At 73.1% G+C, this 26,841-nt stretch carries 31 protein-coding genes; 17 read left to right on the top strand and 14 right to left on the bottom strand.

Annotation, left to right across the window (positions count from 1 at the left end; translation table 11 throughout):
- Window positions 1-52: 52 nt before the first annotated feature.
- The 3 genes from FHP29_RS03475 to cls all read right to left on the bottom strand — a co-directional run bounded on the left by FHP29_RS03475 (window position 53) and on the right by cls (window position 2,178).
- Window positions 53-262, bottom strand: a complete 210-nt coding sequence (locus FHP29_RS03475; protein WP_139621467.1) for a DUF6458 family protein — start codon at window positions 260-262, stop codon at window positions 53-55.
- A gap of 49 nt (window positions 263-311) precedes the next feature.
- Entirely contained in the window at window positions 312-521 is a 210-nt protein-coding gene (locus FHP29_RS03470; protein WP_139621466.1) for a hypothetical protein, read from the bottom strand.
- A gap of 184 nt (window positions 522-705) precedes the next feature.
- Entirely contained in the window at window positions 706-2,178 is a 1,473-nt protein-coding gene (cls, locus tag FHP29_RS03465; RefSeq protein WP_139621465.1) for a cardiolipin synthase, read from the bottom strand.
- Between the two features lie 39 nt (window positions 2,179-2,217).
- On the opposite strand from cls, the gene FHP29_RS03460 reads away from it, so the two are divergent.
- The 3 genes from FHP29_RS03460 to FHP29_RS21490 all read left to right on the top strand — a co-directional run bounded on the left by FHP29_RS03460 (window position 2,218) and on the right by FHP29_RS21490 (window position 3,636).
- Entirely contained in the window at window positions 2,218-2,652 is a 435-nt protein-coding gene (locus tag FHP29_RS03460) for a hypothetical protein (RefSeq protein WP_139621464.1), read from the top strand.
- Window positions 2,649-3,152, top strand: a complete 504-nt coding sequence (locus FHP29_RS03455; RefSeq protein WP_139621463.1) for an RDD family protein — start codon at window positions 2,649-2,651, stop codon at window positions 3,150-3,152. Before FHP29_RS03460 ends, FHP29_RS03455 begins: the two co-directional genes overlap by 4 nt.
- Before the next feature lie 85 nt (window positions 3,153-3,237).
- Window positions 3,238-3,636: a homing endonuclease associated repeat-containing protein gene (locus FHP29_RS21490; RefSeq protein ID WP_158296454.1), complete on the top strand. Its 399-nt coding sequence runs from the start codon at window positions 3,238-3,240 to the stop codon at window positions 3,634-3,636.
- A gap of 38 nt (window positions 3,637-3,674) precedes the next feature.
- Here FHP29_RS21490 and FHP29_RS03445 read toward each other — a convergent pair whose 3' ends face one another.
- From FHP29_RS03445 to FHP29_RS03425, 5 genes are read right to left on the bottom strand one after another with little or no spacing between them, the layout of a single operon-like run.
- Window positions 3,675-4,535, bottom strand: a complete 861-nt coding sequence (locus FHP29_RS03445) for an SDR family oxidoreductase (RefSeq protein ID WP_139621462.1) — start codon at window positions 4,533-4,535, stop codon at window positions 3,675-3,677.
- Window positions 4,532-5,455: an ABC transporter substrate-binding protein gene (locus tag FHP29_RS03440; RefSeq protein ID WP_205013845.1), complete on the bottom strand. Its 924-nt coding sequence runs from the start codon at window positions 5,453-5,455 to the stop codon at window positions 4,532-4,534. Before FHP29_RS03440 ends, FHP29_RS03445 begins: the two co-directional genes overlap by 4 nt.
- A gap of 5 nt (window positions 5,456-5,460) precedes the next feature.
- Entirely contained in the window at window positions 5,461-6,129 is a 669-nt protein-coding gene (locus tag FHP29_RS03435; protein WP_139621460.1) for an ABC transporter permease, read from the bottom strand.
- The gene (locus FHP29_RS03430; protein WP_139621459.1) at window positions 6,126-6,779 is read right to left on the bottom strand and encodes an ABC transporter permease; all 654 of its coding nucleotides are present in this window, start codon (window positions 6,777-6,779) and stop codon (window positions 6,126-6,128) included. The genes FHP29_RS03435 and FHP29_RS03430 overlap by 4 nt, the downstream gene beginning before the upstream one ends.
- A 7-nt stretch (window positions 6,780-6,786) precedes the next feature.
- Window positions 6,787-7,602: an ATP-binding cassette domain-containing protein gene (locus FHP29_RS03425; protein ID WP_139621458.1), complete on the bottom strand. Its 816-nt coding sequence runs from the start codon at window positions 7,600-7,602 to the stop codon at window positions 6,787-6,789.
- A 132-nt stretch (window positions 7,603-7,734) separates the two neighbouring features.
- On the opposite strand from FHP29_RS03425, the gene FHP29_RS03420 reads away from it, so the two are divergent.
- Window positions 7,735-8,214 carry an SRPBCC family protein gene (locus FHP29_RS03420; RefSeq protein ID WP_139621457.1) on the top strand — a complete coding sequence of 160 codons (480 nt, stop codon included), beginning with the start codon at window positions 7,735-7,737 and terminating at the stop codon, window positions 8,212-8,214.
- Here FHP29_RS03420 and FHP29_RS03415 read toward each other — a convergent pair whose 3' ends face one another.
- The 5 genes from FHP29_RS03415 to FHP29_RS03395 form a co-directional block, all read right to left on the bottom strand.
- Window positions 8,215-8,625: a nuclear transport factor 2 family protein gene (locus tag FHP29_RS03415; protein WP_139621481.1), complete on the bottom strand. Its 411-nt coding sequence runs from the start codon at window positions 8,623-8,625 to the stop codon at window positions 8,215-8,217.
- A gap of 8 nt (window positions 8,626-8,633) precedes the next feature.
- A complete protein-coding gene (locus FHP29_RS03410) occupies window positions 8,634-10,646 on the bottom strand; it encodes an FAD-dependent oxidoreductase (protein WP_338036830.1) in 2,013 nt (670 codons plus the stop codon).
- The gene (locus tag FHP29_RS03405) at window positions 10,643-11,188 is read right to left on the bottom strand and encodes a PadR family transcriptional regulator (RefSeq protein ID WP_139621456.1); all 546 of its coding nucleotides are present in this window, start codon (window positions 11,186-11,188) and stop codon (window positions 10,643-10,645) included. Before FHP29_RS03405 ends, FHP29_RS03410 begins: the two co-directional genes overlap by 4 nt.
- A gap of 69 nt (window positions 11,189-11,257) precedes the next feature.
- The gene (locus FHP29_RS03400) at window positions 11,258-12,130 is read right to left on the bottom strand and encodes an SDR family oxidoreductase (protein ID WP_139621455.1); all 873 of its coding nucleotides are present in this window, start codon (window positions 12,128-12,130) and stop codon (window positions 11,258-11,260) included.
- A 21-nt stretch (window positions 12,131-12,151) separates the two neighbouring features.
- Window positions 12,152-12,853 (bottom strand): winged helix-turn-helix transcriptional regulator, encoded by a 702-nt coding sequence (locus FHP29_RS03395; protein ID WP_139621454.1) that lies wholly within the window; start codon window positions 12,851-12,853, stop codon window positions 12,152-12,154.
- Between the two features lie 107 nt (window positions 12,854-12,960).
- On the opposite strand from FHP29_RS03395, the gene FHP29_RS03390 reads away from it, so the two are divergent.
- The 10 genes from FHP29_RS03390 (at window position 12,961) to FHP29_RS03345 (ending at window position 22,769) form a co-directional block, all read left to right on the top strand.
- Window positions 12,961-14,121 (top strand): acyl-CoA dehydrogenase family protein, encoded by a 1,161-nt coding sequence (locus tag FHP29_RS03390; protein ID WP_139621453.1) that lies wholly within the window; start codon window positions 12,961-12,963, stop codon window positions 14,119-14,121.
- A 46-nt stretch (window positions 14,122-14,167) separates the two neighbouring features.
- Complete coding sequence (locus FHP29_RS03385; RefSeq protein ID WP_139621452.1) at window positions 14,168-14,503, top strand: ArsR/SmtB family transcription factor; 336 nt, start codon at window positions 14,168-14,170, stop codon at window positions 14,501-14,503.
- The gene (locus FHP29_RS03380; RefSeq protein ID WP_139621451.1) at window positions 14,500-15,477 is read left to right on the top strand and encodes a TIGR03086 family metal-binding protein; all 978 of its coding nucleotides are present in this window, start codon (window positions 14,500-14,502) and stop codon (window positions 15,475-15,477) included. Before FHP29_RS03385 ends, FHP29_RS03380 begins: the two co-directional genes overlap by 4 nt.
- A gap of 164 nt (window positions 15,478-15,641) precedes the next feature.
- The gene (locus FHP29_RS03375) at window positions 15,642-17,801 is read left to right on the top strand and encodes a DEAD/DEAH box helicase (RefSeq protein ID WP_139621450.1); all 2,160 of its coding nucleotides are present in this window, start codon (window positions 15,642-15,644) and stop codon (window positions 17,799-17,801) included.
- A gap of 38 nt (window positions 17,802-17,839) precedes the next feature.
- Complete coding sequence (locus FHP29_RS03370) at window positions 17,840-18,580, top strand: SDR family oxidoreductase (RefSeq protein ID WP_139621449.1); 741 nt, start codon at window positions 17,840-17,842, stop codon at window positions 18,578-18,580.
- Entirely contained in the window at window positions 18,573-19,511 is a 939-nt protein-coding gene (gene sigJ, locus FHP29_RS03365; protein WP_240044278.1) for an RNA polymerase sigma factor SigJ, read from the top strand. The genes FHP29_RS03370 and sigJ overlap by 8 nt, the downstream gene beginning before the upstream one ends.
- Before the next feature lie 152 nt (window positions 19,512-19,663).
- Window positions 19,664-20,923: a DUF445 domain-containing protein gene (locus tag FHP29_RS03360; protein WP_240044277.1), complete on the top strand. Its 1,260-nt coding sequence runs from the start codon at window positions 19,664-19,666 to the stop codon at window positions 20,921-20,923.
- A 105-nt stretch (window positions 20,924-21,028) separates the two neighbouring features.
- Window positions 21,029-21,364: a hypothetical protein gene (locus tag FHP29_RS03355; protein WP_139621448.1), complete on the top strand. Its 336-nt coding sequence runs from the start codon at window positions 21,029-21,031 to the stop codon at window positions 21,362-21,364.
- Window positions 21,364-22,323 (top strand): HNH endonuclease signature motif containing protein, encoded by a 960-nt coding sequence (locus FHP29_RS03350; protein ID WP_139621447.1) that lies wholly within the window; start codon window positions 21,364-21,366, stop codon window positions 22,321-22,323. Before FHP29_RS03355 ends, FHP29_RS03350 begins: the two co-directional genes overlap by 1 nt.
- A 212-nt stretch (window positions 22,324-22,535) precedes the next feature.
- Entirely contained in the window at window positions 22,536-22,769 is a 234-nt protein-coding gene (locus FHP29_RS03345; protein ID WP_139621477.1) for an RNA-binding S4 domain-containing protein, read from the top strand.
- A gap of 50 nt (window positions 22,770-22,819) precedes the next feature.
- Here the strand turns inward: FHP29_RS03345 and FHP29_RS03340 are convergent, their stop codons facing one another.
- Window positions 22,820-23,191, bottom strand: a complete 372-nt coding sequence (locus FHP29_RS03340; RefSeq protein ID WP_139621446.1) for an FKBP-type peptidyl-prolyl cis-trans isomerase — start codon at window positions 23,189-23,191, stop codon at window positions 22,820-22,822.
- Between the two features lie 304 nt (window positions 23,192-23,495).
- Here FHP29_RS03340 and FHP29_RS03335 point away from each other — a divergent pair, with 304 nt between their 5' ends.
- The 3 genes from FHP29_RS03335 to FHP29_RS03325 are packed head-to-tail and all read left to right on the top strand — an operon-like array spanning window position 23,496 to window position 26,841.
- The gene (locus FHP29_RS03335; RefSeq protein WP_240044276.1) at window positions 23,496-24,191 is read left to right on the top strand and encodes a protein phosphatase 2C domain-containing protein; all 696 of its coding nucleotides are present in this window, start codon (window positions 23,496-23,498) and stop codon (window positions 24,189-24,191) included.
- Window positions 24,188-25,357 carry an FHA domain-containing protein gene (locus tag FHP29_RS23070; protein ID WP_139621444.1) on the top strand — a complete coding sequence of 390 codons (1,170 nt, stop codon included), beginning with the start codon at window positions 24,188-24,190 and terminating at the stop codon, window positions 25,355-25,357. Before FHP29_RS03335 ends, FHP29_RS23070 begins: the two co-directional genes overlap by 4 nt.
- Before the next feature lie 2 nt (window positions 25,358-25,359).
- A complete protein-coding gene (locus FHP29_RS03325; protein WP_139621443.1) occupies window positions 25,360-26,841 on the top strand; it encodes a serine/threonine-protein kinase in 1,482 nt (493 codons plus the stop codon).

Raw genomic sequence — 26,841 nt, 5'->3', positions numbered from 1 at the left:
CAACGGAGACATCAGGTTCTACCGACGCACGTAGGCCGAGCGGGGATCGGGGTCAGACGCGGTCGTCGTACGTGTGGTGCACCGTGCGGTCGCGCCGCCACGGCGGTGCGAGGAGCAGGGACAGGACGATCGCCAGGACGCCGGCGGCGATCAGGATCGTGCCCAGTGCGTTGTCGTTGATGAACTGCAGGTCCACGGTGATGACGTCCAGCGCCAGGATCAGACCGAGAACCAGCAGGACGATGCCAAGTCCGATGTACATGGTCCTGCGGTGCCCCGAAGTGGCGTTCTGATACGCCGAGCCCCCGGTCTCAGCGCTGTGTGAAGCAGACCAGGCAGCTGTGCGGGTCGTGCTGGATGTTGCTCTCGTGCAGGCGCGACGCGCGGTGCAGGACGTCGTCGAGGGCCCGCTCGGACCGGGCGATCTCGACGATCGCCTCCTCGAGCTCCGGTGACAGGCGCGGACCGGGCTCCGACGTACGCGTGCTCGGCTCGGCGACGTTGGCGGCGACTGCGCTCATGGGTCCTCCCAGGACATGACCGAGACGGTGTGCATCAGGACTGCGTTCCTCGAGGATGAGGGGTGGGAGAGCGGCGCGGCAATGGCTGCGGGCAAGGTCAGGACGGTCGGCGGGCGAATCCGTCCGATGGGACTACAGGACCGGGACCGAGGGTCCCTGGTGCGTCGGAAAACGCCCGCCCGCGTCACTGGAGCGCGGCGGTCAGCCGGGCCACGTTGTCGACGTACTTCGCGCCGGGGGAGCGCTCCTGCCACTCCGTCAGCGTGAGCTCCTTGGACAGCGCGCGGTAGGTGTCCTCGATCCGGCGCATCCGCGCCACCACCGCCGGATCCGGCATCATCAGCGAGACCTCGTAGTTGAGGGCGAACGAGCGCATGTCCATGTTGCTCGACCCGACGACCGCGACCTGATCGTCGATCGTGAAGTGCTTCGAGTGGAGGATGTACGGCGCCGGGTAGAGGTGGATCCGCACGCCGGCCTCGAGCAGCGCCTTGTAGTACGACGCCTGCGCGTGACCGACGAGGAACTGGTCGGAGACCTCGCTGACGAACAGCTCGACGTCGATCCCGCGCTCAGCGGCCGTCGTCACGGCGTAGAGCAGCGACTCGTCGGGGACGAAGTAGGGCGAGGTCAGCGAGATCCGCTCGGTGGCGGCGTAGAGCAGCGTGGTGAACATGCGCAGGTTGTTCTCCGCCACGATGCCGGGCCCGCTCGGGACCACCTGGCACGGGACGTCGAAGATCTCGTCGGGGCGGCGGTCCGGCTCGCCGTGGACGGCGACGAGGTCGACCACCTCGCCGGTCTCGACGTACCAGTCGGACGCGAACACCGCGTTGAGCGCGCCGACGACCGGGCCCTCGAGCCGAACCATCAGCTCGACCCATTCGCGGCCCAGCCTGTGGTTGGCGGGCTTGTTGTAGCCGGGCTCGGTGAGGTTGAGCGAGCCGGTGAAGCCGACGCTTCCGTCGACGACCAGGATCTTGCGGTGGTTGCGCAGGTCGGGGCGGCGGAAGCGGCCGCGCAGCGGGTCGATCGGCAGCATCGGGTGCCAGGCGATCTTCGTGCCGCGCAGCCGCTTCACCATGCGGCGGTAGCCCGGGATCCGGCGCGAGCCGATGTGGTCGAAGAGGAGGCGTACGTCGACGCCGCGGTCGGTCGCGCGGACGAGCGCCTGGAACACCGGGTCGGTCACGTCGTCCCAGGCGGTGATGTAGAACTGCACGTGCACGTGGCTGCGCGCCCGGTCGATCTCGCGGGCCATCTCGGTCATCAGGGCCCGGTAGTCGGACCACAGCTCGACCTCGTTGCCCCCGGTGAGCGGCAGGGAGCCGAGGCGCTCGTTGAGGCGCGCGACGCCGGCCATGGAGCGCGGCAGGCGGCCGCTGTCGAAGGAGAGGCGCAGCTCGTCGCTGCGCTCGCGGATGGCCGCGATCGCCGTGCGCTGGCGGGTGATCCGGCGGTTGCCGAGCCGCGTGCGCCCCAGGAGGAGGAACACGGAGAACCCGATGATCGGCTCGATCAGGATGAGCAGCAGCCACGCCATCCCGGTCGACGGCTTGCGGTTGCCGGGGATGATCCCGAGCGCGACGAGCCGCAGCAGCATGTCGAATCCGAACACGATCCAGCCGAGCGTCGACGACGGAACCAGCCAACTCATGGCCGCAGCCTACGGAGACTCGTGTGGAATCCTGACGCAATGACGCCCCCAGAGCACGGGATCCTCGGCCGTGTCGCCGGCGCCGTCACCGGCAAGGTGGTGGACGCGGTGCCCGTCGAGGAGATCCTCGAGCACGTCGACCTCGACGCTGTCCTCGACCAGGTGGACGTCAACCACCTGCTGGACCGCATCGACGTCAACCGCTTCCTCGACCGGGTCGACCTCGACCGGCTGCTCGCCCGCGCCGACGTCAACGCGCTGCTCGCCGGCGTCGACCTCGAGGACCTGGTCCAGCGCGCAGGCATCCCCGACGTCGTCGCCAGCACCACCGGCGACCTGCTCGGACGCACTCTCGACGTCGCCCGGCGCCAGGTCGTCGGACTCGACGCCGTCGTCACCGGCCTCGTCGACCGCCTCCTGCGCCGCCGCGGTCCCGCACCGCTCGGCCCGGTCCTGCTGGTGGGCGAGCGATGAGCCGGGTCAGCGTCACCGGCAGGTACGCCGGGCCGGTGAGCCGCGCCGCCGCGATCGCCATCGACGTCGCGGTGGTGCTGGCCACCTACTCCCTGGGGGTCGGCCTGGCCGGCTTCCTCATGGAGGCGCTCTTCGACGTCTCGATCGCCGAGGGCACGGGCACGGTCGCGTCGGTGGTGCTGATCGGCTGGGGCGCGTCGTACGTCGCCGCCGCGACCGCCGTCGCCGGGCGGACCGTCGGCAAGGCGATCGTCGGGCTCAAGGTCGTCTCCCGCGACGGGCAGCCGCTGCGGCCCTCCGCCGCCGTCCTGCGGGTGCTGGTGTTCCCGCTGAGCACGTCGCTCCTCGGGCTCGGCCTGCTCCTGGTCGTGCAGCGCCGCGACCACCGCGCCCTGCACGACCTCATCGCGCGCACCGCGGTCGTCTACGACTGGGGCGACCGCCCCGCCCAGCTCCCCGGCCCCCTGGCGGCGTACCTGCGGGCCCGCGACGCCGTCTGACCTGAGGCCGGCTCCTCGCTGCGCTCGTCGCGCCTTGCTGGCAGACAGCCCCACGACCTCCCCGCCGAGTGGCTACGGTGGCCATATGCGGGTCCCCGAGTTCTCCGACGAGCAGATCGCCGCCGACCTCGCCGCCGCGGCCGCCGAGCTCGGCGAGCCGCTGACGGCGTCGGCGTACGACGCCTGGCAGCGTCAGCGCGACGCGGCGTCCCCGGCGCTGCTGATCCGCCGGTTCGGGTCGTGGAACGCCGCCTGCGCCCACGCGGGCGTGGCGACCAACAAGACCCGCTCGACGAGCCGGCGGTGGAGCGACGAGGACGTGGTCGCCATCGTGGCCCGCTATCTCGCGTCGCCCGGCAGCACCGGCTCGTTCGCCGACTACACCGCCTGGGCCAAGAAGCAGGAGGGCGTGCCGAGCGGCGCGACCCTGCGCCAGCGCTTCCCGTGGGCCGAGGTCAAGAAGCGGGCTGCCGCGCTCTCGTGAGCGCCACCGCGGCCGCGGGAGTCAGGACGCCGCAGCGGTCAGGTGGGGGATCCGCCCGCGCGCTCGAGGCACGCCGCCAGGCCGGTCGGGGCGCGACCGGTGAGCTGCTCGACGTGGTCGGTGACGGCGGCCAGCTCGCCGCGGGCGATCGCCGTGTAGGTCGACACCCACGCGTCGTACTGCCACGCGGGCGCCTCCCAGCGCCGGCGCGACGCGTAGGCCTCCTCGACGGTCTCGTCGTGGAACCTCACCGTGCGCCCGGTGCGCTCGGTGAGGATCGCGGCGATCTCGGTGAACGTGAGCGCCTCGGGGCCGGTGAGGTCGTAGGTCGCGGCGGCGTGCCGCTCGGGTGCGAGGAGCACGGCGACCGCGCTGGCGGCGACGTCGTCGCGGCTCACGGCGGCCACCCGGCCCTCGCCCGCGGGGCCGCGGATCACGCCGTCCTCGCCCACGAGCGCGGGCATGAGGTCGAGGTAGAAGCTGTCGCGCAGGAAGGTGAAGGCCATCCCGGATGCGCGCAGGTGCTCCTCGGTCGCCCAGTGGTCGCGGGCCAGGGTGAAGGTGGCGTCCGGCGCGGCGCCGAGGAACGAGGTGTAGACGACGTGCTCGACACCGGCGGCCGCCGCCGCGTCGACGAACGCGCAGTGCTGGTCGAGCCGGTCGGCCGACTCGGCGGCCGAGACCATGAGGAGGGTGCGCACGCCGGCCAGGGCGGACGCGACGGCCTCCCGATCGGCGTACGACGCCGTGGCGACCTCGGCGCCCGGGAGGGCGGGGGCGCGGGAGGGGTCGCGCACCAGCAGGCGCTGGGCGACGCCCCGCGCGGCGAGGGCGCGGGCGACGCGTCCGCCCAGGGCCCCTGTCGCGCCGGTGACCGCGAAGGCCACGGCATCCGTCACAGCAGCCCTTCCTTCTCGAGCCAGTCCTTGGCGATGGTCGCGGCCGGCAGCTGCTCGTCGACGCTGCGGGCGTCGAGGTCGACGAGGTCCTCGGGCGACATGGCGGCGCTGACCTTGTTGACGATGCCGGCGGCCTTGTCGCTCACGTCGTCGCTGGCCACGGGCACCACGTGCGAGGCCAGGAAGAGGCCCTTGGTGTCCTCGAGGGTGACGAGGTCGTTCTTCTTGATGGACGGGTCGCCGGTGTAGATGATCGCCAGCTGGATGTCGCCGTCCTTGAGCGCCTTGACGGTGAGGGGCCCGCCGCCGTCCTCGATGGGGGTGAACGCGACGTCGACGCCGTAGGTGTCCTTGAGGCCCTTCGGTCCGTTGGGACGGCTCTCCGCCTCGGAGTTGGCACCGAAGGTCATCTTCTCGGTGACCTTCGTGAGGTCGTCGATCGTCTCCAGGCCGTACTTCTCGGCGAACTCCCGCGTCACGACGTAGGAGTCCTGGTCGGTGGCGGGGGACTGGTCGAGGACGGTGAGTCCCTTGGCGTCGGCGGCGTCGACGAGCTCGCCGTACACGTCGTCGGCCAGACGCGCCTGGGTGTCGGGCTTCCAGATCTGCAGCAGCGGGCCGGTGTACTCCGGGAACAGGTCGATCGAGCCGTTCTCGATCTCGGGGAGGTAGGCCTCGCGCTGACCGATCTTGAAGTCGCGCTCCACCTCGATGTCGGCGGCCTCGAGGGCCTGGGCGTAGGCCTCGGCGATGATCTCGTTGGAGTAGTAGTCCTGCGAGCCGATGACGATCGTCTCGCCGCTGTCGTCGCCGCCGGCGCTGAGCGGGTCGGACTCCCCGCCGCACGCGGTGAGGGTGAGGGACGCGACGGCGACCAGCGCGAGCCCGAGCTGCGTCGACCGGAGGGGGGTGCGGGTCATGCGAGTCATGCGGGGACCTTTCGGGTGGTGGGACGGCTGGCCCGCTGGAGGGCCGCCATGGTGAGGTCGAGCAGGAGCGCCAGCGCGGCCACGAGGAGCGCACCGGCGAGCATCTGGACGTAGTCGCGGGACTTGAGCCCGGCGAAGAGGTAGCGGCCCAGCCCGGTGTCGGAGATGTACGCCGCCAGGGTGGCCGTCGCGACGACCTGCAGGGTCGCGGCGCGGATGCCGCCGACGATCACGTCGGCGCCGAGCGGCACCTCGACGCGGGTGAGGAGCTGCCACTCGCTCATCCCGAGGGCCCGGGCCGCGTCGACGGCTCCGCGGTCGGCGGCCTCGATGCCGGCGTAGGCGCCGGCCAGGAGCGAGGGGAAGGCGAGCGCGACGAGGGCGAGCAGCGGCGCCTCGATGCCGATGCCGAGGGCCAGGCCGAGCAGCGTGAGGAGACCGAGCGTGGGGACCGCACGCACCGCCCCGGCGAGCGCGACGACGACCAGCCGGCCCCGGCCCGTGTGGCCGATGAGGAGGCCGAGGGGGAGGGCGAGGAGCGCCGCCAGGGCGACGGCGGCGAAGGTGACGAGCAGGTGCTGCAGGATCCGGTGGTCGATCCCGCCCGCGCCGCCCCAGTGGGCGCCGTCGGTGATCCAGGCCAGGGCGTCGCCGAACAGGGTCACGTCGTCACCCCGGTGGCGACGTTGCCGCGCCAGGGCGTCACCAGCCGGCCGGTGGCGACCAGCAGGCCGTCGAGGGCGACGGCGAGCAGCATCGTGGCCACGACCCCGGTGACGATCTCGGCGCGGATGTCGCGCTGGAAGCCGTCGGTGAGGAGGTTGCCCAGGCTCGGGATGCCGACGAGTGCGCCGATGGTCACCAGGCTGACGGTGCTGACGGTGATGACCCGGACCCCCGAGAGGAGCACGGGTACGGCGAGGGGGAGGTCCACGCGCCAGAAGAGACCGGCCCGCGAGTAGCCCATCGCCTCGGCCGCCTCGCGCACCCGCTCGTCGACGGAGCGGAACGCGTCGGCCGCCGTACCCGCGAGCAGGGCGGTGCCGTAGACGGCCAGCGCGACGACGAGCGTGAGCCCGGAGCGCAGCGGGATGCCCAGCAGGACGGGGATCACGATCAGCAGGGGCAGGGCGGGCACCGAGTAGAGCAGGCTCGCGGTCCCGAGGACGACCGTGCCGGCGCGCGGCCAGCGCCAGGCGATCCGCCCGAGCAGCACGGCGACGAGGACGCTGATGAGGATGGCGGGCACCGAGAGACGGACGTGCTGCAGGAGCATGTCGAGCACGTAGTCGCGATTGGCCTGGACCCAGGTCATCGGCGGCTCACCCCTCCAGGACCCCGACGGGGCGCCCGTCGCCGTCGACGACGAGGCTGCGGCCGTCGACGGCGACGGTCCGCAGCGAGCGCTCCGCACGGTCGGAGCCGATGAAGTCGCGCACGAAGTCGTCGGCGGGGTCGGCCATGATCTGCTGCGGAGTGCCGGTCTGGGCGACGATCCCGCCCGTCTTGAGCACGACGACCTCGTCGCCGAGGCGGAAGGCCTCGTCGATGTCGTGGGTCACCAGCACGATCGTCTTGCCGAGCTCGGCCTGCAGCTGGAGGAGCTGGTCCTGCAGGCCGCGGCGCACGATCGGGTCGACCGCGCCGAACGGCTCGTCCATGAGCAGGACGTTGGGGTCGGCGGCCAGCGCCCGGGCCACGGCGACGCGCTGCTGCTGGCCTCCGGAGAGCTGGGCGGGATAGCGGCTGCCGAGCGCGGGGTCGAGACCGACGAGCTCCAGCAGGCCGCGCGCCGCCTCACGGGCGGCGCGCTTCGGCGTACCGGTCAGGACGGGGACCGTCGCGACGTTGTCGACCACGCGACGGTGCGGCAGGAGGCCGCCGGCCTGCGGGACGTAGCCGATCGAGCGGCGCAGCTCGACCTTGTCGAGGCCCAGCACGTCGCGGTCGTCGATGAGGACCGAGCCGGTGGTGGGCTCGACCATCCGGTTGACCATCCGCATCAGCGTGGTCTTCCCGGAGCCGGAGGTGCCAACGAGGGCGAGCGTGCGGTGGGAGGGCACGGTGCACGAGAAGCCCGTCACGGCCACGGTGCCGTCCGGGTAGGTCTTCCCGACGTCCCGGAACTCGATGCCCATGCACGGAACCCTACGGGGCGACAGGGACAACGGCGTGGACCTGCGCGCGTGAGCGGGCCGACGCCGCGCTCCCCGGTTCCGGTGATGGGGGCTGGGTACTGCGGGTTCAACCGACGAGAGGAGCACGAACGCATGAGCACCACCGAGAAGTCCGTGACCGTCGACGTCCCGGTGCGGACGGCCTACGACCAGTGGACGCAGTTCGAGACCTTCCCGTCCTTCATGGAGGGCGTCGAGGAGGTGCGCCAACTCGACGACACCCACCTGCACTGGCGTGCCGACATCGCGGGCGTCCACCGTGAGTGGGACGCCGAGATCGTCGACCAGACGCCCGACGAGCGGATCACATGGCGTGCGCTCGACGGCACCAAGAACGACGGCACCGTCTCCTTCGCCCCCGCCGAGCAGGGTCAGTCGACCCGGATCACGCTGCGGATGGAGTTCGAGCCCGAGGGGATCGTCGAGAAGGCCGCCGACGCCCTCAACATCGTCGACCGCCGCACCCAGGGCGACCTCGAGCGGTTCAAGACGTTCATCGAGACCCGCGGCGACGAGACCGGCGCGTGGCGGGGTGACGTGAGGCCGACGGACGCGGACAACCCGACGATCTGATCAGGACCCGCTCGCCTGCTCGACGATGCGGTCGAACCGGCTCGCCATCCGGTCGGCCAGGGCGTGCGCCGCCTTGAGCGGGCGCACCATCACCATGAACTCGGCGATCTGACCGGCGTCGTCGAGAACGATGAAGTCGCAGCCGGTGAGCTGGAGGCCGTCGACGATCGCCTCGAAAACCAGGGCATGTCCGTTGGCGTCCTCCAGTTCGCGCACGTAGCGCAGATCCTCGAACACCTCGAAGACGTTGGCCAGGATCGCGGCCGTGATCGCCTTGCCCTCGTAGGGCTTGTGTGCGACCGGGCTGCGGAAGACCACGTCGTCGGCCAGGCAGGCCTGGGCCGCGGCGATGTCGCCGGCCTCCACGGCCGCGCGGAACGCGCTCCCCGCCCCCTTCGCCGACCCACCCACGGCCGCGCTCACAGCGCCGCCGCCAGCTCGGTGCCCTGCTTGATCGCGCGCTTGGCGTCGAGCTCGGCGGCGAGGTCCGCGCCGCCGATGAGGTGGACGCCGCCCGCGAAGCCCGAGGCGAGCAGGTCGTCGTACAGGCCGCGCACGGACTCCTGGCCGGCGCACACGACCACGTGGTCGACGTCGAGCACCTGCGGGGTGCCGTCGACGGTGATGTGCAGGCCGGCGTCGTCGACGCGGTCGTAGGAGACGCCGCTGAGCTGGTGCACGCCGAGGTCCTTGACGGCGGCGCGGTGCACCCAGCCGGACGTCTTGCCGAGGTCCTTGCCCTGCGACGACTCCTTGCGCTGCAGCAGCCACACCTCGCGGGCGGGCGAGCGCGGCGCCTTGTCGGTGATCCCACCGCGGACGACGGCCGGGTCGGCCACGCCCCAGTGCGCCTTCCACTCCTCGACGGTCTCGGGTGTGTGCGCCAGCAGCTCGGTGACGTCGAAGCCGATGCCGCCGGCACCCATCACCGCGACGCGGGCACCCACGGCCACGCGGCCGGTGATCGCGTCGGGATAGGAGACCACCTTCGGGTGCTCGATGCCGGGGATCGCCGGCATCCGCGGCTCGACGCCGGTGGCGACCACGACCTCGTCGTACCCGCTGAGCAGATCGGGCGTCGCCCGCGTCGCGAGCTTCACGTTGACGCCGAGCACCTCCATCCGGCGGCGGAAGTAGCGCAGGGTCTCGGCGAACTCCTCCTTGCCCGGGATCTGCATGGCGAGGCGGAACTGGCCGCCGAGCTCGTCGGAGGCCTCGAAGAGGGTGACGTCGTGGCCGCGCTCGGCAGCGCTGACCGCGGTCGCCAGGCCCGCCGGACCGCCGCCGACCACCGCGACCCGCCGCGCGGACCGGGTCGGCCCGAGCACGAGCGTGGTCTCGTGGCAGGCGCGCGGGTTGACCAGGCAGGAGGCGCGCTTGTTCTGGAAGGTGTGGTCGAGGCAGGCCTGGTTGCAGCCGATGCAGGTGTTGATCTCGTCGGCCCGGCCGTCGCGGGCCTTCGCGACGAGGTCGGGGTCGGCGAGGAACGGGCGGGCCATCGAGACCAGGTCGATGCCCTGCTCGAGGATCGACTCGGCCACGTCGGGGGTGTTGATCCGGTTGCTCGCGCAGACCGGGATGGCGACCTCGCCCTTGAGCCGCAGCGTGCTGTCGGCCCAGGCGCCGCGCGGCACGCTGGTCACGATCGTGGGCACCCGCGCCTCGTGCCAGCCGATGCCGGTGTTGATGACGCTGGCGCCGGCCTCCTCGATGCGGTGCGCGAGCTCGACGGTCTCGTCCCAGGTCTGGCCGTCGGGCACGAGGTCGAGCAGCGACATCCGGTACATCACGAAGAAGTCGGGCAGCTCCTGGCGGATCCGCCGCACGATCTCGACCGGGAAGCGCATCCGGTTCTCGGCGCTGCCGCCCCACTTGTCGGTACGGCGGTTGGTGCGCGCGGCGAGGAACTGGTTGATCAGGTAGCCCTCGGATCCCATGATCTCGACGCCGTCGTAGCCCGCCTTGCGCGCGAGCTTCGCGGACGCGACGAAGTCGTCGATCGTCCGCTCGACCGCGCGGCCGGACAGCGCCGAGGCCTTGAACGGGGTGATCGGCGACTGGGTCGCGCTGGCCGACACGCTGAAGGGCGTGTAGCCGTAGCGGCCCGCGTGCAGCAGCTGCAGGGCGATCCGGCCGCCGTTCTCGTGCACCGCCTCGGTCACGCGCTGGTGGCGGTGCGCGTTCATGCGCGTGCTCATCTGGGAGCCGAAGGGCAGCAGCCAGCCGCGGATGTTGGGGGAGTAGCCGCCGGTGACGATGAGGCCGACCCCGCCGCGGGCGCGCTCGGCGAAGTAGGCCGCCAGCTCGTCGACGTGCCAGGGCCGGTCCTCGAGCCCGGTGTGCATCGAGCCCATCACGGCGCGCGACTGGAGCTCCAGCCCGCCGATCGTCGCGGGGGAGGTGAGGAGGGGGTACGGCGTCATCAGGGTCATCGGGACTCCTTGCGGGTGTGGGCGTCGAGGTACTCGGTCAGCCAGCGGATCCAGAACTCCTCCACGAGGAGGCCTCCGCGCAGCACGAGGTAGATGTCGAGGTCGGGACCGGACAGCGCGTCCGGGTCGGGGAAGTCGCGGGCGGCGAGGAACTCGTAGAGCGAGTGTCGCTTGGTGTGCTCGTCGAGCTGGCGGCGCAGGTCGTCGAGCAGGGCCGCCCGGTCGCCGTACGACGCCCCGCGCATCTTGACGCCGACGCTGCTGCGCATCGCGTCCGGCGTCGTCGGCTCGCCGATCCACCGGGTCAGCTCGGCGCGGCCGGCGTCGGTGACCGCGTAGACCTTCTTGGCGGGGCGGTCGGCCTGGGGCACGGTCTCGGCGCGGATCCAGCCGTCGCCCTCCATCCGGCCGAGGACGCGGTAGATCTGCTGGTGGGTCGCGGACCAGAAGAAGCCGATCGACGCGTCGAAGCGGCGGACCAGGTCCGAGCCGGACGCGGCGCGCTCGGAGAGCGACACCAAGATCGCGTGCTCGAGGGCCATGGACAGCAGGATGCCCGACTTCCGCGGGGCTATGCAACTAGTTGCGCAACTCGTTTCATGTGGCCCCGGTCACGCCCGGGCACCGACCCGGCGCTGCGCTCGGAACTCCTTCATCCGCCGCAGGTAGCCGCGCAGCCGGAGCGCGGGCACCGCCCGCGGCCAGTCGCCGGCGCGGAACCACGCGTCCGAGCCGCCGTCGACGAAGACGACGCTGCCGCACAGGAAGTCCGCGGCGTCGGAGAGCATGAGGACCACCCACGCGGCCAGCTGGTCGGGGTCGCCGAAGCCGCCGATCGGGACGGGGAAGGCGCGGATCCGCTTCGCCTCGGCCGGTGTCGCGAGCTGCTGCTCCAGCAGCGGCGTGCGGATCGCGCCGGGCGCGATCGCGTTGAGCCGGATGCCGGCGCCCGCCCACTCGGGGGTGACCGCCGCGCGCCGCACCCACTCGGTGACCGCGATCTTGCTGGCGCCGTACGCGAAGGTCGGCGCCATCCTCCCGAACCGCCGCAGCGAGCCGAGCGCCTTCGGCACGTCGCGCTCCAGGAGGGCGCGGACCGCACGGCGCGGCACCATCGGCATGGTCGTCGTGGCGTTGCTGGAGAAGACGACCACCTTCGCGCGCTCCGCGGCGGCCAGGGCCGGGCGCCACGCGTCGAGCAGCTCGACGATGCCGAGGTGGTTGACCTCCGCGATCAGCCGGGCGCGGTCCGGGCCGGGCGCCGGGCCCAGGCCCGCGGCCAGGACCGCGCCGTCGAGGACGCCGCCGGCGCGCTCGAGGACGGCGGCGGCCGCCGTATGCCGGCCGTCCGGGGTGGACAGGTCCGCGACGACGTCGGCCTCCTCGATGTCGACGCCGATGACGGTGTGGCCGTCGGCGACGAGCCGACCGACGACGGCTGCGCCCATGCCCGAGGCGGATCCGGTGACTGCGTAGGTGCCCACGCGCCGACTCTAGAACAAGTTCTAGTTGGCCAGCGCCGCCCGATCCGCGCGCTCCCGGGTCACCTCGGCCCACGGGCTCCACAGGAACCACCGCGGCAGGCCCGCGACGAGGCGGGGGAGCCCGACGACGTCGATCCGTCCGGCGTCGACCGCCTCATGCCACGAGCAGTAGCCCTGGAAGACGTCGGCCAGCGCGGGAGTCGACGCGGCGACCTCGACGTCCACCGCGAAGCCGGGGTGCTGCAGGCACACCGAGACCTCGGTGGGCTCCATGACCAGCCAGATGGTCACCGGGGCGGGCGCGGTGTGCCGGAACTCCACGACCGTGCGGCCCGGTGGCAGTCGCGCCAGGTCCACGCGGCGGTGCATCCACCACATCAGCGTGGTCGGGGCGACGTCGTGCGGGCGCAGCTCCTCGAAGAGCCACTCGATCGCCCAGCGCCCGAGGCTGTCGATCACCCGCTCGAGGTCGCGTCCGGCCGGCGTGAGGTGGTATTCGCTGCCACGGCCCGTCGGCGCCGGCCAGGTCTCGAGCACGCCGCGGCGCTCGAGGTGGCGCAGGCGCTGCACGAGCAGCGAGCGCGAGATGCCGGGCAGGGCCCGGGCGATGTCGTTGAAGCGGGTGTTGCCGAGCACCAGCTCGCGGATGATGAGCGGCGTCCAGCGGTCCGCGACCACCTCGGCGGCCATCGAGACGGGGCAGTAGTTGCCGTAGTCGGGCATCTGTCCATGGTCCTCCCGGGCGGCCGGGAGGGGTAGTACTGAACTTGGACCAGTGGGGTCATCTTTGTGGACTGGAGGCGCCGCCGCGGCAGCCGGACATTGGTTCCATGACCAGCACACTCCCGCCGACCACCGAGTCCGCCACCCACCACCTCACCCCTGCCGAACGGGCCGCCGAGATCGGCCCCCGCATCGCCGCCCATGCCGCCCGCCACGACGCCGAGGGCAGCTTCGTGTCCGAGGCGTACGACGAGCTGCGCGCCGCGGGACTGCTCCGCGCCGCCGTCCCCGTCGAGCTCGGCGGCGACGGCGCCACCGTGCGCGAGCTCGCCGCGCTCCAGCGCGAGCTCGGGCACCACTGCGGCGCGACCGCCCTCGCCAGCGCCATGCACCAGCACGTCGTGGCGTTCACCGCCTGGCGCCACCGCCGCGGCCTGCCCGGCGCGGAGGCGACGCTGCGCCGCGTCGCGGAGGAGCAGATCCTGCTCGTCTCGACCGGCGGCGGTGACTACATCCAGCCGCAGGGCGAGGCGGTCAAGGTCGACGGCGGCTACCGGGTCACCGGCCGCAAGCGCTTCGCCAGCCAGTCCCGGCACGGCACCGTCATCTCCACGATGGCCTGCTTCGACGACCCCGAGCAGGGCCGGCGGGTGCTCAACCTCGCCGTCCCGGTCGCCGCCGAGGGCGTCACGGTCGGCGACAACTGGAACACGATGGGCATGCGCGGCACCGCCAGCGACGACATCGACCTCGCCGACGTCTTCGTCCCCGACGACAAGGTTCTCGCCAACCGCCCGTGGGGCGTGGTCGACCCGCCGTTGCAGGTCATCTCCAGCATCGCGTTCCCGATCATCAGCGGCGCCTACCTCGGCGTCGCGGAGGCGGCGTACGACGCCGCGGTGGCCGCCGCCGCCCGCCGGGCCGACGACGTGGCCGTCCAGCGGCAGGTCGGCGTGATGCGCTCGAGGCTCCAGGTCGCGGCCTGGGCGCTCGACGGCGCTCTCGGTCTGGTCGGCGACGACCCGACGCCGTCCCGGGCGACCGTCCTGGCGGTGATGAACGCCAAGGCGGAGATCGCCCGGGCCGGCGTCGAGGTGTGCGATCTCGCGATGGAGGTCGCCGGTGGACCGGCGTTCTTCCGGGGCTCCGTGATCGAGCGGGCCTACCGCGACATCCGGGCCGCGAAGTTCCACCCCTTCACGCCCGAGCAGACGCTCGTGCACCTCGGCGCCGACGCGCTCGGCGAGCCCGTCCCCATCGCGGAGTGAAGCGTGAGCCTTGACTAACGCGTTAGTGGCAACTAACGTGTCCGGGGTGACCGACCCGTTCAGCGCTGCAGCGGAGCCCACCCGGCGCCGTCTGCTCCAGCTGCTCGCGGCCGGCCCGATGAGCGTCAGCGAGCTGGCCGGGCGCTTCCCGGTCACCCGGTCCGCGATCAGCCAGCACCTCCTGGTGCTGGTCGACGCGGGCCTGGTCGAGGCGGAGAGGTCGGGACGCCGGCGGATCTACCGCGTGGTCCCCGACGGCCTGCGCCGCCTGCAGGCCGAGATCGACCGGTTCTGGACCACCGAGCTCGACCAGCTCGTCGCCGACGCGCACGACCTCGCCACGCATCACGCCACCCCGCAAGCCGCCCAGGAGCAGCCATGACCTACCGCAGGACCGTCACCCTCCCCGTCTCGCCCGACGAGGCGTTCGCCCTCGTCACCCGCCCCGACCGCCTGCGGCGGTGGATGGGGGTCACCGCCCGGGTCGACCTGCGGGCCGGCGGCGACTGGCGCTGGACCGTGACCCCGGGCAATGTCGCCGCGGGCACCGTGCGCGAGATCGAGCCCGGCCGCCGCGTCGTCCTCGACTGGGGCTGGGACCTGATGGCCGGCGCCGAGGGCGCGCTCGGCACCGTGACCGTCACCGTCGAGCCCGCCGGCGACGGCTCCAGCGTCACGCTCGTCCACGAGGGCCTGGGCGTCGAGCAGGAGGCCGCCCACGCGGAGGGCTGGGACCACTTCCTCGGCCGTCTCGAGGTCGCGGCCGCCGAGGGCGACGCCGGGCCCGACGACTGGGCCGCCGCGCCCGACCCGATCGACGAGCTCTCCGCCGCCGAGGCCTCGCTCGCCGTGCTCCAGCACGTGCTGCGCCAGGTCGGGCCCGACGACGGCACCCGGGCGACCCCGTGCAGCGAGTTCACCGTCGACGAGCTGACCGAGCACCTGCTCGGCTCGCTCGTCGGTCTCGGCTCCATGGCCGGGCCGGAGCCGAGCCGGCACGCCGGTCCCGACCTCGAGGACACCGTCGCCGTCCTCGCCGCCGACGTGATCGAGGCGTGGCGCCGCCGCGGCCTGGACGGCATGGCCCGCAGCCCGTTCGGCGAGGCCCCGGCGCCGGTGCTCGCCGGCATCGTCTCCGTCGAGCTCCTCCTCCATGCCTGGGACTACGCCCAGGCCACCGGCGCCGTCATCACCGTCAGCGACGAGTTGGTGGACTACGTCGCCGGGCTGGCCGCCCGGGTCGTCCCCGGCGCCCGCGGGCGGGCCTTCGCCGACGAGGTCGCCGCCCCGGCCGACGCCGACGCGCTGACCCGGCTCGCGGCGTACAGCGGGCGCACGCCCCTCGCGCTCGTCTGAGGCTGCGCCGGGCCGGGGGTGGGGTACGCTGGCCCCCACCACCGGACGCCGTCCTCCCGACGGGAACCCGGTGACGTACGCCCGATCGGCGATCTCCCGCAGCAGCGCGAGCCGCCGGCGCAACCTGCGGAACGCCTTCGGGGCAGCCGCTTGGAAGGACACCTGTGGCTCGAGGAGGCCAGCGGGGAGCGACGCAGCAGCGCCGCAACTCGCAGTCGGCGCGCACGCGTCGCAACGAAGAGGGCATCATCCCCCAGCTGGCTCGCGCGGTGCGCGAGGTCGAGGCCGCCGTCGCGCGGCGCTCGGCGATGCCGGAGGTGCGCGCGAAGTTCCAGGTCGTCGCGCTGCTGGCGCGCGAGGAGCGCGCCCGGGTCAAGAACGACCCCGACCTCTCCGACAGCCGCCGCGGCGAGGAGCTCAAGCGCCTCGACGGGATCGCCACGATCCTGGCGCAGACGGCGGCCCGTGACAGCACCCTGTTCACCCTGCTCGACGAGAACGCCGAGATGTCGGAGTCGGCCAAGGCGATGCGGCGCGAGCTGCTGCGCAAGGCCGGGGTCGACGAGCCGGAGCCCGAGCCGCAGCCGATCGCGGTCGACCCGGAGCTGGCGGCGCTCGCCGAGCGGCGCGTCGTACCCCCCTCCGTGCAGGCCTACCAGCTCTCGCACCCCTTCCTCGCACCCGACTTCACCCACGCGCGGGTCAAGGTGCCGCCCCGGCGGCTGGCCGGCTGGGAGCTGCTCGAGCCCCTGTTCCGCAGCTTCGAGCGGGCCGCCCCGGACGCGCCCGCCTGCATGCCCCTGCCCGACGCCGACCAGCTGACCTCGCTCACGGGCCGGCACGCCCCGGTCGGTCGCGAGCTGATGGCCCACCAGGCCCAGCTCATCGCGTCCGCCGCCTCCGGGCACCGCACCTATCTGCTCGCCGACGAGCCCGGTCTCGGCAAGACCGCGCAGGCGCTGCTGGCCGCCGAGGCCGCCGGCGCCTTCCCGCTGCTGGCCGTGGTGCCCAACGTCGTCAAGACCAACTGGGCGCGCGAGGTCCAGCTCTGGACGCCCAACCGCCGCGCGACCGTGCTGCACGGCGACGGCGACGACGCCGACGGCTTCGCCGACGTGTTCGTCGTCAACTACGAGATCCTCGACCGCCACGTCGGCTGGCTCGGCACCCACGGCTTCCGCGGGATGATCGTCGACGAGGCGCACTACATCAAGAACAAGACCTCCCAGCGCTCGCAGAACGTCCTCGAGATCGCCAACCGGATCCGCTCCCGGATCGCGCGCCCGCTGATGATGGCGCTGACCGGCACCCCGCTGATCAATGACATCGAGGACTTCCGCGCCATCTGGCAGTTCCTCGGCTGGATCGACGAGATCGTCCCGCAGGGCACCCTGATGGAGGCGCTGGAGGAGACCGGGCTGACCCCGGCCGACCCGGGCTTCTATCCCGCCGCGCGTCGCGCGGTCGTCGAGCAGGGCATCGTGCGGCGTCGCAAGATCGACGTCGCCTCCGACATCCCCGCCCGCCGGATCGCCGACATCCCCGTCGAGCTCGAGGGCGAGGCCGGACGCTCGATCCGCAAGGCCGAGCAGGAGCTGGCCCGCCGGATGGTCGAGCGGTACGACGCCGCGATCGCCACCCGCCGCAGCGGCGCCGAGGTCGAGGGCATCGACCACCGCCTGGTCCGCCAGGTCGCCGGCTGGGAGCGCGAGGACAACTCGACCAAGACCGGCGAGAACGTCTTCACGATGATGCGCCGCATCGGCCAGGCCAAGGCCGGGCTCGCCGCCGACTACACCTCCCAGCTGGCCCGCAACGTCGGCAAGGTGGTGTTCTTCGCCAAGCACATCGACGTGATGGACACCGCCGAGCGCACCTTCGCCGAGCGCGGCATCAAGTACAGCTCGGTGCGCGGCGACCAGAGCTCGACGACCCGGCAGAAGGAGATCGACGCCTTCGTCAACGACCCGGACGTCCAGGTCGCGGTCTGTTCGCTCACCGCCGCCGGTGTCGGCCTCAACCTGCAGGTCGCCTCCAACCTGGTCCTCGCCGAGCTCTCCTGGACCGACGCCGAGCAGACCCAGGCCATCGACCGGGTGCACCGCATCGGCCAGGCCGAGCCGGTCACCGCGTGGCGGGTCATCGCGACCCAGACCCTCGACACCCGGATCGCCGAGCTCATCGACAAGAAGGCCGGGCTCGCGGCCCGGGCGCTCGACGGCGCCGGCGAGGAGGTCGAGGGCGGTGCGATCGACCTGCAGACCGAGGCCCTGGTCGCCCTGCTGACCGCCGCGCTCGAGGCCCGCGGGGACGCCGACCGGTAGCCATGTCACACTCCGCCGACCCGTCTCGTCCTCCTGGCATGGACATCATCGCCGTTGCAGGCGGAACGGGACTGGTCGGCGCGATGGCGGTCGAGGAGGTACGCCGCGTCGGCGCGACGCCGGTCGTCATCGCCCGCTCCCGCGGGGTCGACCTGACCACCGGCGCCGGGCTCGCGGCGGCCCTCGACGGCGTCGACGCGGTCATCGACGCCAGCAACGTCCAGACCCTCAGCGGCAGGCGGTCGGTCGAGTTCTTCGAGGCCGCCACCGGTCACCTCCTCACCGCGGGCGCCGCGGCCGGCGTGCGCCACCACGTCGCCCTCTCGATCGTCGGCTGCGACCGGGTCGACCTGCCCTACTACCTCGGCAAGCGCCGCCAGGAGGAGCTGGTCGCCGCCGGCCCGGTGCCCTGGTCGGTGCTGCGGGCCACGCAGTTCCACGAGTTCGCCGGGCAGCTCGCCCAGCGCAGCCCGCGCCCGTTCGCCATGGCGCCGCGGATGCGCACCCAGCCGATCGCGGCCCGCGAGGTCGCCGCCGCCCTCGTCGCGGCGGCGCTCGGCGAGCCCGCCGGGCTGCTGCCGGACCTCGGCGGCCCGCGACCCGAGGACATGGGCCGGATGGTGCGCGACGTGGTGCGGGCGCGCGGGCCCCGGCGGCTCGTCGTACCCGTGCCGATGGCGGGACGGACCGGGCGCCAGGTGAAGGCGGGGGGCCTGCTGCCGGGTGCCGGCGCGCGGCTCGGCACGGAGACCTTCGACGAGTGGCTCGCCCGTGTGTGACCCGGTGGCGCGGGTCCAGGCGCTGGCGGGGGAGTACGACGCGCTCCGCCCCCGGATGGTGCGCGTCGCCTACGCGATCCTCGGCAGTCGCGCCGAGGCCGAGGACGTCGTCGCCGACTGCTGGACCCGCCTGGTGGAGGCCGACGCCCGCGAGCCGATCCGCGACCTGGCCGGCTGGCTGACCGTCGCCGTCGCCCGCGCGGCCACCGACGTGCTGCGCTCGGCGCGGGTCCGTCGCGAGGAGTACGTCGGCCCCTGGTTGCCGGAGCCTTTCGTCGGGGAGCGCGCCGCCCGCGCCGATCCGGCCGCCGACCCGGCCGACCGGGTCACCCTGGACGAGACGGTCAGCTACGCCCTCGTGGTCGTCCTCGAGTCGCTGTCCCCCGCGGAGCGGACCGCCTGGGTCCTGCACGACGTGTTCGGCATGGCCTTCGCCGAGGTCGCGGCGGTCGTCGGCCGCAGTCCGGCCGCCGTCCGCCAGCTCGCCTCGCGGGCCCGGACCCATCTCGCCGCGCAGCCGGCCCGGTTCGAGGTCGACCGCCGGGCCCACGAGGCGGTGCTCGGTCGCTTCCTCGCCGCGGCGGCCGGGGGCGATCTCGCCGCCCTGCTCGAGACCCTGGACCCCGATGTGGTCCTGACCTCCGACGGGGGCGGCGTGGTGAGCGCGGCGCGCCGGCCGGTCCTGGGCGCCGACCGGGTGGGACGCTTCCTGCTCGGCCTGGTCGCGAAGTACGGCGATCGCGTCGACGTCGAGATCGTCGACGCCAACGGCGCCCCGGCGATCGCGCTGCGCGAGGACGGGGTGGTGACCTCCCTGCTCGTGCTGACCGTCGAGGGGGAGCGCGCCACGCGGGTCGACATCCTGCGGGCGCCGGCCAAGCTGGCCGTCGTCGACCTCCTCCGGGTAGACGTGACAACAGATCACGGATAGATCCGGAACCTCTCCTCCCGCCGGTCGTTGAATCGTGGACGACGCGCTGCGGTGGCTGGGGGGTTCCGCACCGTCAACGCGGCCCCGAGGCATTCGCCCCGGGGCCGCGACGGGTGGTGAGGGCTTCGCGAGGGGTAGGCAAGGATGGGCACGTGTCCGGCCCGCTGATCCCCTCCGACCCCTCGGCCGATGCCGTCCGCCGTCGCGCGCTGCGCCGGATGCGCACGGTCGCCGTGTCGCTGCTCCTGCTCGCCGCGGCGGTCTATGCCGCCACCCTGGGCGAGGACGGCGCCTGGGGCTATGTCAACGCCGGCGCCGAGGCGTCCATGGTCGGCGCCATCGCGGACTGGTTCGCCGTGACGGCGCTCTTCAAGCACCCGCTCGGGCTGCCGATCCCGCACACGGCGCTGATCCCCAAGCGCAAGGACGACCTCGGCAAGGGGCTCGAGCAGTTCGTGGGGGAGAACTTCCTGCAGGAGGAGATCATCCGCGAGCGGGTCCTCGGGGTGCAGATCGCACAGCGCGTCGGTGACTGGCTGGCCGTGCCCGCGAACGCCGAGCGGGTCGTCACCGAGGGCTCCGAGATCGCCGCGCTCGTGCTCGGCAAGGTCCGTGACGACCACATCGAGGCGCTCGTCACGGAGGCGCTCGTGCCCCGGTTCCGGGAGGAGCCCGTCGCGCCCCTGCTCGGCGGGCTGCTCGCCGAGGCGATCCGCGACGACCTGCACCACGGGCTCGTCGATCTCATGATCGAGGAGATGCACGGCTGGCTCCTCGCCAACCCCGACACGGTGCACGAGGTGCTGGAGGAGCGGGCGCCGTCCTGGGTCCCCGGCCGGGTCAACGAGATGGTCATCGACCGGCTCCACCTGGAGATGGTCCGCTGGGTCGCCGACATCCGGGACAACCCCGGCCACCGTGCCCGTCGCGCTCTCGACTCGATGCTCGGCCAGCTCGCGGACGACCTGCTGTCCAGGCCGGAGACCCAGGAGCGGGCGGAGCGGCTCAAGGACCGCGTCCTCGACCACCCCGCCGTCATCGCCAGCGCCGTCTCGCTGTGGCAGGCCCTGCGCAAGGCGCTGCTCGCCTCGCTGAGCGACCCGCAGGGCGCCGTACGCCGCCGCCTGCTCGTCGAGATCGAGGGCGCATCCTCCCGCCTGCGGGCCGACGCGGCCCTGCGCGATCGCCTCGACCGCCTCGCCGCCGACGCCGCCGTCTTCGTCGTCGACCGCTACGGCGCCGAGCTCACCACCGTCATCACCCACACCATCGAGCAGTGGGACGGCAAGGAGGCCGCCCGCCGCATCGAGCTGCACGTCGGCCGCGACCTGCAGTTCATCCGGATCAACGGCACCATCGTCGGCGGCCTGGTCGGCCTCCTCATCCACACGGTGTCCGTGGCCGTCCACTGAGCGCCGCGCGCAGCAGACCGGTGATCAACGCGGGTGGGTTTCCCCTGTGCACAGGCGGGGTTCCGGCGTCGGGTTTGTGACGGATCCTCTTGGGACGATGCAGTCATGGATCTCGGAACCCGACCCGACGCGACAGCCGATCTGCTGTCGCGCGTGCGGGACCGGATCCACTCCCGCAACACCCTGATCATCGAGGAGTGGGAGGACATCACGACCTGGGCCTCCGACCATGTCGTCACCGGACCGGCGGGCGTTGCCACGATCACCGAGGGCTACCTCGACACCGGCATCCCGATCGTGGGCGCGGGCGCACCGTTGGTGTCGGAGTTCGCGTTGAGGAGTTGGTCGCGGTCCTCGGCCGGACCCCGGATGGTGGGAAGGCGTATGTCGGGCGGGTCATCGAGTGCGCCTGGCGGTTGCCCCACGTGTACGACGCGGTGATGGCCGGGGGGTTGGCGCCGTGGCGGGCCGAGCGGATCGCCGACCTCACTCGCCCGCTCAGCGCGGAGGCGGCGGCGTTCGTGGACCGGCAGCTGTTCGACGCCACCGGCGTCGGCTGGGCGCAGCTCGAACGCCGCGTCGGCGAAGCTGTGTTGCGGTTCGACCCCGAGAAGGCCGAGGCCGAACGTAAGGCCGCAGCCGATCGACGTCGCTTCGACATCGGGGAGGTCGACGAGCACGGACTCGTCCAGGTCGACGCGCTTATGGATGCGGCGGACGGGCACGACCTCGACCAGGCCGTCGCGCGGCGGGCCGAGGTCCTCGGCCGGCTGGGTGACGACTCGTCGCTCGATGTGCGGCGGTCGAAGGCGGCTGCCGAGATCGCCCGCGCCGATCTCGCGTTGGATCTGTTGATTCCTGATCCCGACACCGGGGAGGTCGTCGCCACCTTGCCGGGTCGCAAGGTGGTGTTGAACGTCCACATCACCGACACCACCCTCACCGGGCAGAACCCGGTCGGCAGGTGGGAGGAAGGACGCTGCCCGGTCAGCTCAGCGCAGATCAGGGAATGGCTCCGCACCCGCGAGACCACGATCGTCGTGCGGCCGGTGATCGATCTGGCCGACCACGTGCCGGTCGGCTCCTACGAGATCCCCGACCGCCACAAGACCCGTGTCGCGTTTCGGGACCAGACCTGCCGGTTCCCGCACTGCACCCGCCCCGCCCAACGCTGCGACATCGACCACCACCGTTCCTACGGGGAGGGCGGGCCGACCTGCCCCTGCAACGAAGTCGCCCTGTGCAGGCGGCACCATCGCGCGAAGACACATTCCCGGTGGCGCTACGAGATCCTCATGCCCGGCACCTACGTCTGGACCAGCCCCACCGGATTCCGGTTCCGGGTCGACCACCGCGGCACCCACCCCGTGCACGACACCAGCGCCCCGCCCGACGAGTAGGGACCCCGCCCCACACCCCGCCAGCCACCTGCTCGCGGGGACATCGGCACGTCAGAGGGGCCCGGAGGGTTCGAGGCTCCTCGCTGCGCTTGTCGACCGGACCGGGCCCGAGCTGGTGACGTCGCGCCGCCTGCGATGCACGCACTGTCAGCACGAATGTCCCCCGACGAGTCAACCGCTATGGCCACTAGGCTGGGCGCGTGCCCGAGCCGATGGACGTCCCGATCCGTGACCAGTCGATCCGGCTCGGCCAGTTCCTCAAGCTCGCCAACCTGGTGGAGTCCGGGGCCGAGGCGAAGCCGGTGATCGCCGACGGGCTCGTCCGGGTCAACGGCGAGGTCGAGACCCGGCGCGGACGCCAGCTCGTGCTCGGCGACGTGGTCGAGCTCCAGGGCCAGGCCGCCCGGGTCTCCGACGACGACGTCCCCGACAACCTGCCCTGGTAGATCGGCGCGAGCGCGTCGCTCCTTCGTCGCGCCGCGCTGCCGCGCGCGCGTCAGCTGACGGCGAGCAGGTCCACCACGAAGACGAGGGTCTCGCCCGGCTTGATGACGCCGCCGGCGCCGCGGTCGCCGTACCCGAGGTGCGGCGGGATGACGAGCTGGCGGCGGCCGCCGACCTTCATGCCCTGCACGCCGGTGTCCCAGCCCTGGATGACCTGGCCGATGCCGAGGCGGAACTGCAGCGGCGTGCCGCGGTTGTACGACGCGTCGAACTCCTCGCCGCTGGACAGCGCGACGCCGACGTAGTGCACGGACACGGTGCTGCCGGACGTGGCCTCCTCGCCGTCGCCGACGGTGAGGTCGGTGATCACGAGGTCGGTGGGCGGCGTGGGGTCGACGAAGTCGATCTCGGGCTTCTGGCTCATCCCCTCAGCCTAAGGGCGCGCGCCGCCGGCCCGTGACCGCACCCGTGGCCGTGAGCCGGTCGGCGATGTGCCTGTGACGGGGTGTCCTGCCGATGCCTCACCACCCGCGTGCGCGGGTTAGGCTGCGCGCAGCGTCCCAGCCGACGGATGGATGGGGCATGGGGAGGCCTCGGGGGTTCGAGCGGTGCGGGTCAATGCGACGGGTACCGAGTCCTGGCCGTCGCCGGGACATCACACACGCCTCCTGCACGCTGCCGGCACCCACCCGGGTCGGGTCCGCTCCGTCAACGAGGACTCCTCCCTCGTGGCTCCACCGGTCTTCCTGGTCGCCGACGGCATGGGCGGCTATTCCCGCGGCGACGTGGCGAGCCGGCTGGTCGTCGAGTCCTTCGAGTCCCTGGCGACCCTCCACGAGGTGCAGCCGGCCGACGTGGAGGCCGCGATCGCGACGGCCCAGACGCGGGTCGCGTCGCTGGCCGCGGAGTTCAGCTCCGCGCCCGGCTCCACGCTCGTCACGGCCGCCTACGTCCTGGAGGACGGCCGCGGCTACTGGCTGCTGGCCAACATCGGCGACTCCCGCGCCTACACGTACGCCGGCGGCGTGCTCGAGCAGATCTCCAAGGACCACTCCGTGGTGCAGGAGCTCATCGACGCCGGCCACCTCACCCGCGACGAGGCGCTCGGCCACCCGGAGCGGCACGTCGTGACCCGCGCGATCGGCGCGCTGACCACCTCCGAGGCCGACTTCGCGCTGGTGCCGGCCGAGCCCGGGTCCCGGCTGCTGCTGTGCTCCGACGGGCTCACCTCGGAGCTGTCCGACACGGCGATCCTCCACATCCTCTCCGACCAGATGTCGCCCGACCGCACCGTGAGCACTCTTGTCGACGCCGCGGTCGCCGCCGGCGGCCACGACAACGTCACCGTCGTCGTCGTCGACGTCGAGGCGCTCGGGGCTGCGGCTCCGGCCGCCGAGGACACCGAGCCGCGGGACCGCGGATGACGACCTACGTCCCGGGCGACCTCGCCACCCTCGTCACCGAGACCGGCCTGGTCGTCTCCGCACCCGACCGGCTCGCCGAGGTCGCCACCCTGCTCGACCGCCGTCTCGAGGCGCCCACGGTCGTCGAGGTGCTGTCCCGCGGCGACCTGCGCGCGCTGCCCGAGTTCGCGGCGGTCCTCCTCGACGGAGCCGAGGCACGCATCCTCGTGCGCGGTGCGCTCGTCGTCCGGGTCGACGGGTTCGCGGTCGACGGCCGCGACGCCACCATGTGGACCGAGGCCTCGGCCGAGGTGCTGCCGGGCGCCGTCGTCGAGGTCGCGCCCGTCGGTACGCCGCCCGCCGGCCCCGCCCTGCCCCTCACCACCGGCGTGGTCCGCAGCGCCGGGGTGCGCTGGATCCCGGTGGCCGCGCCCGCGAGCCAGCCCGCCGCGAGCCAGCCCGTCGCGAGCCAGCCCGTCGCGAGCCAGCCCGTCCCGAGCCAGCCCGTCCCGGCGCCCGCCGCGCCGGAGCCCCCGGCCCCGGAGTACACCGTGGTCCGCGGCAGCCGGCCCGCAGCGCCGGCGGCCCCCGCCGCCGCGCCGCCGGCCGGCCCCGACGCGCCCACGACGCCACCCCCGTCCGTGCCCCCGTCCGTGCCCCCGTCCCTGCCGCCCGCGCCGTCCGCACCCCCCGCCGGATGGCAGCCCCTCCCGAGCGTCGACCCGTCCCCGGAGCACGACGGGCGCACGATCGCCCCCGCCCAGCTCCAGGCGCTGCGTGCGGCGTCCGCCCAGCCGTCGGCGCCCGCCCCGACCGCGCGACCGCCGGCCCCGGCGGCGCGTCCCACCGTCGCGCTGGCGTTCTCGACCGGCCGCGTCGTCGCCGTGCGACGCCGCGTGCTCATCGGCCGCAGCCCGCGCATCCAGCAGGTCGGCGGCAGCCAGAACCTGCCCGCACTGGTCACCGTGGACGATCCCTACGTCTCCAGCACCCACCTCGAGGTTTCCGCGGAGGGCGGGCGGGTGACGGTGACCGACATGTCCACCAACGGCACCCTCCTCGCCCGCCAGGGACGGATCCCGGTGCCGCTCGACCGCGGGGTGGCGACCGATGTCGCCCTGGGCGACGTCCTGACCCTCTCCAAGGGCCTCACCGCCACCCTCGTCCCCGCATCCGACGAGGTCTGAGCATGCAGCCACCGCAGATCCCCGGCTTCACCTTCGTCGACCTCGTCGGCGAGGGCGGCTTCGCCGACGTCTTCCGCTACCAGCAGGAGCTGCCGACGCGGCAGGTCGCGATCAAGGTCCTGCGCAGCGGCAGCGACGCGGCGTCCCTCGAGCTGTTCCGGGCCGAGGCCAACGTCATGGCCCAGCTCTCCAACCACCCCTCGATCGTGCCGATCTACCAGGCCGGCGTCAGCTCCGACGGCCGGGCGTTCCTGGTCATGGAGTACTGCCCGCCGCCGCACGTCGCGCAGCGCTACCGCACCCAGCCGCTCGCGGTCGCCGAGGTCCTCGACATCGGCGTGAAGATCGCCAGCGCGGTCGAGACGGCGCACCGCGCCGGGATCCTGCACCGCGACATCAAGCCGCACAACATCCTCACCAGCACCTTCGGCGTCCCGCTCCTCACCGACTTCGGCATCGCCTCGGTCGTCGGCGAGACGGGCGCGGGGGCACAGGGCCTGTCGATCCCGTGGTCGCCCCCGGAGTCGCTGAGCGCCGACAGCCACGACGTGCGCAGCGACGTGTACTCCCTGGCCGCGACCCTCTACTCGCTGCTCATCGGCCACCCGCCGTTCGAGCGGCGCGACGCCCCCAACGACAACGCGAGCCTGATGACCCGGATCGAGCGGGGCCAGCTGACGCCGCTGCGCCGCCCCGACGCCCCGCCGTCCCTGATCGACGTGCTGCGCCGGGCGATGTCGGTGGAGATCGAGCGCCGGCCGGTGTCCGCGATGGTGCTCGGACGTCAGCTGCAGGACGTGCAGATCGAGCTGCGTCAGTCGCCGACCCGGCTCGAGGTGATGGACGCCTCCCCGTCGGCCCTCGGCGAGGAGCAGCCCAACGATGCCCGGACCCTGGTCCGGCCGGTCTCGGTCATCATCCCGGCGGCCGTCCACGACCGCCCGGCCCCGCTCCAGCCGAGCTCCGAGGAGGACACCCGCAGCCCGCACCGCGCCGGGCACGTCGCCACCGGCGCCAGCTCGTCGAGGCGTCCCCCGCCGCAGCGCTCCGGCGGGCGGCCGCTCGGGCTGGCGGCGCGGCTCGGGATCGGCGTCGTCGCGGCCCTGCTGGTCGGCGCCGTCGGCTACGCCCTGCTCGCGGGCAGCCCCGGCGACGACAGTCGCGGCAAGGGCACGCTGCGGGGCGAGGACCCGCCCGACCCGGTGGAGCCGTTCGAGCGCGCGCCCACCCCGGTCGTCACGAAGTCCGGCAAGGGCGCCCGCTGGACCTTCACCTGGACCCAGGCGGAGCCGAAGCAGGGCGACGAGTTCAAGGTCCTGCTCTCCGGCGACGGCGTCACGAACCCCGAGGCCCAGTACACCGAGGCCACGACCCGGACCGTCAAGGTGGCGCCCGGTGCGACCGTGTGCATCCAGGTGGCCCTGTCGCGCGACGGCAGCGGCACCTCCGCTCTCTCCGAGAAGACCTGCGTGGTGGGCTCATGA

The organism is Nocardioides albidus, assembly GCF_006335005.1.
Taxonomy (GTDB): domain Bacteria; phylum Actinomycetota; class Actinomycetes; order Propionibacteriales; family Nocardioidaceae; genus Nocardioides; species Nocardioides albidus.
The sequence above is the reverse complement of the archived record's forward strand: the minus strand, read 5'-3'. Positions and strand labels throughout refer to the sequence as shown.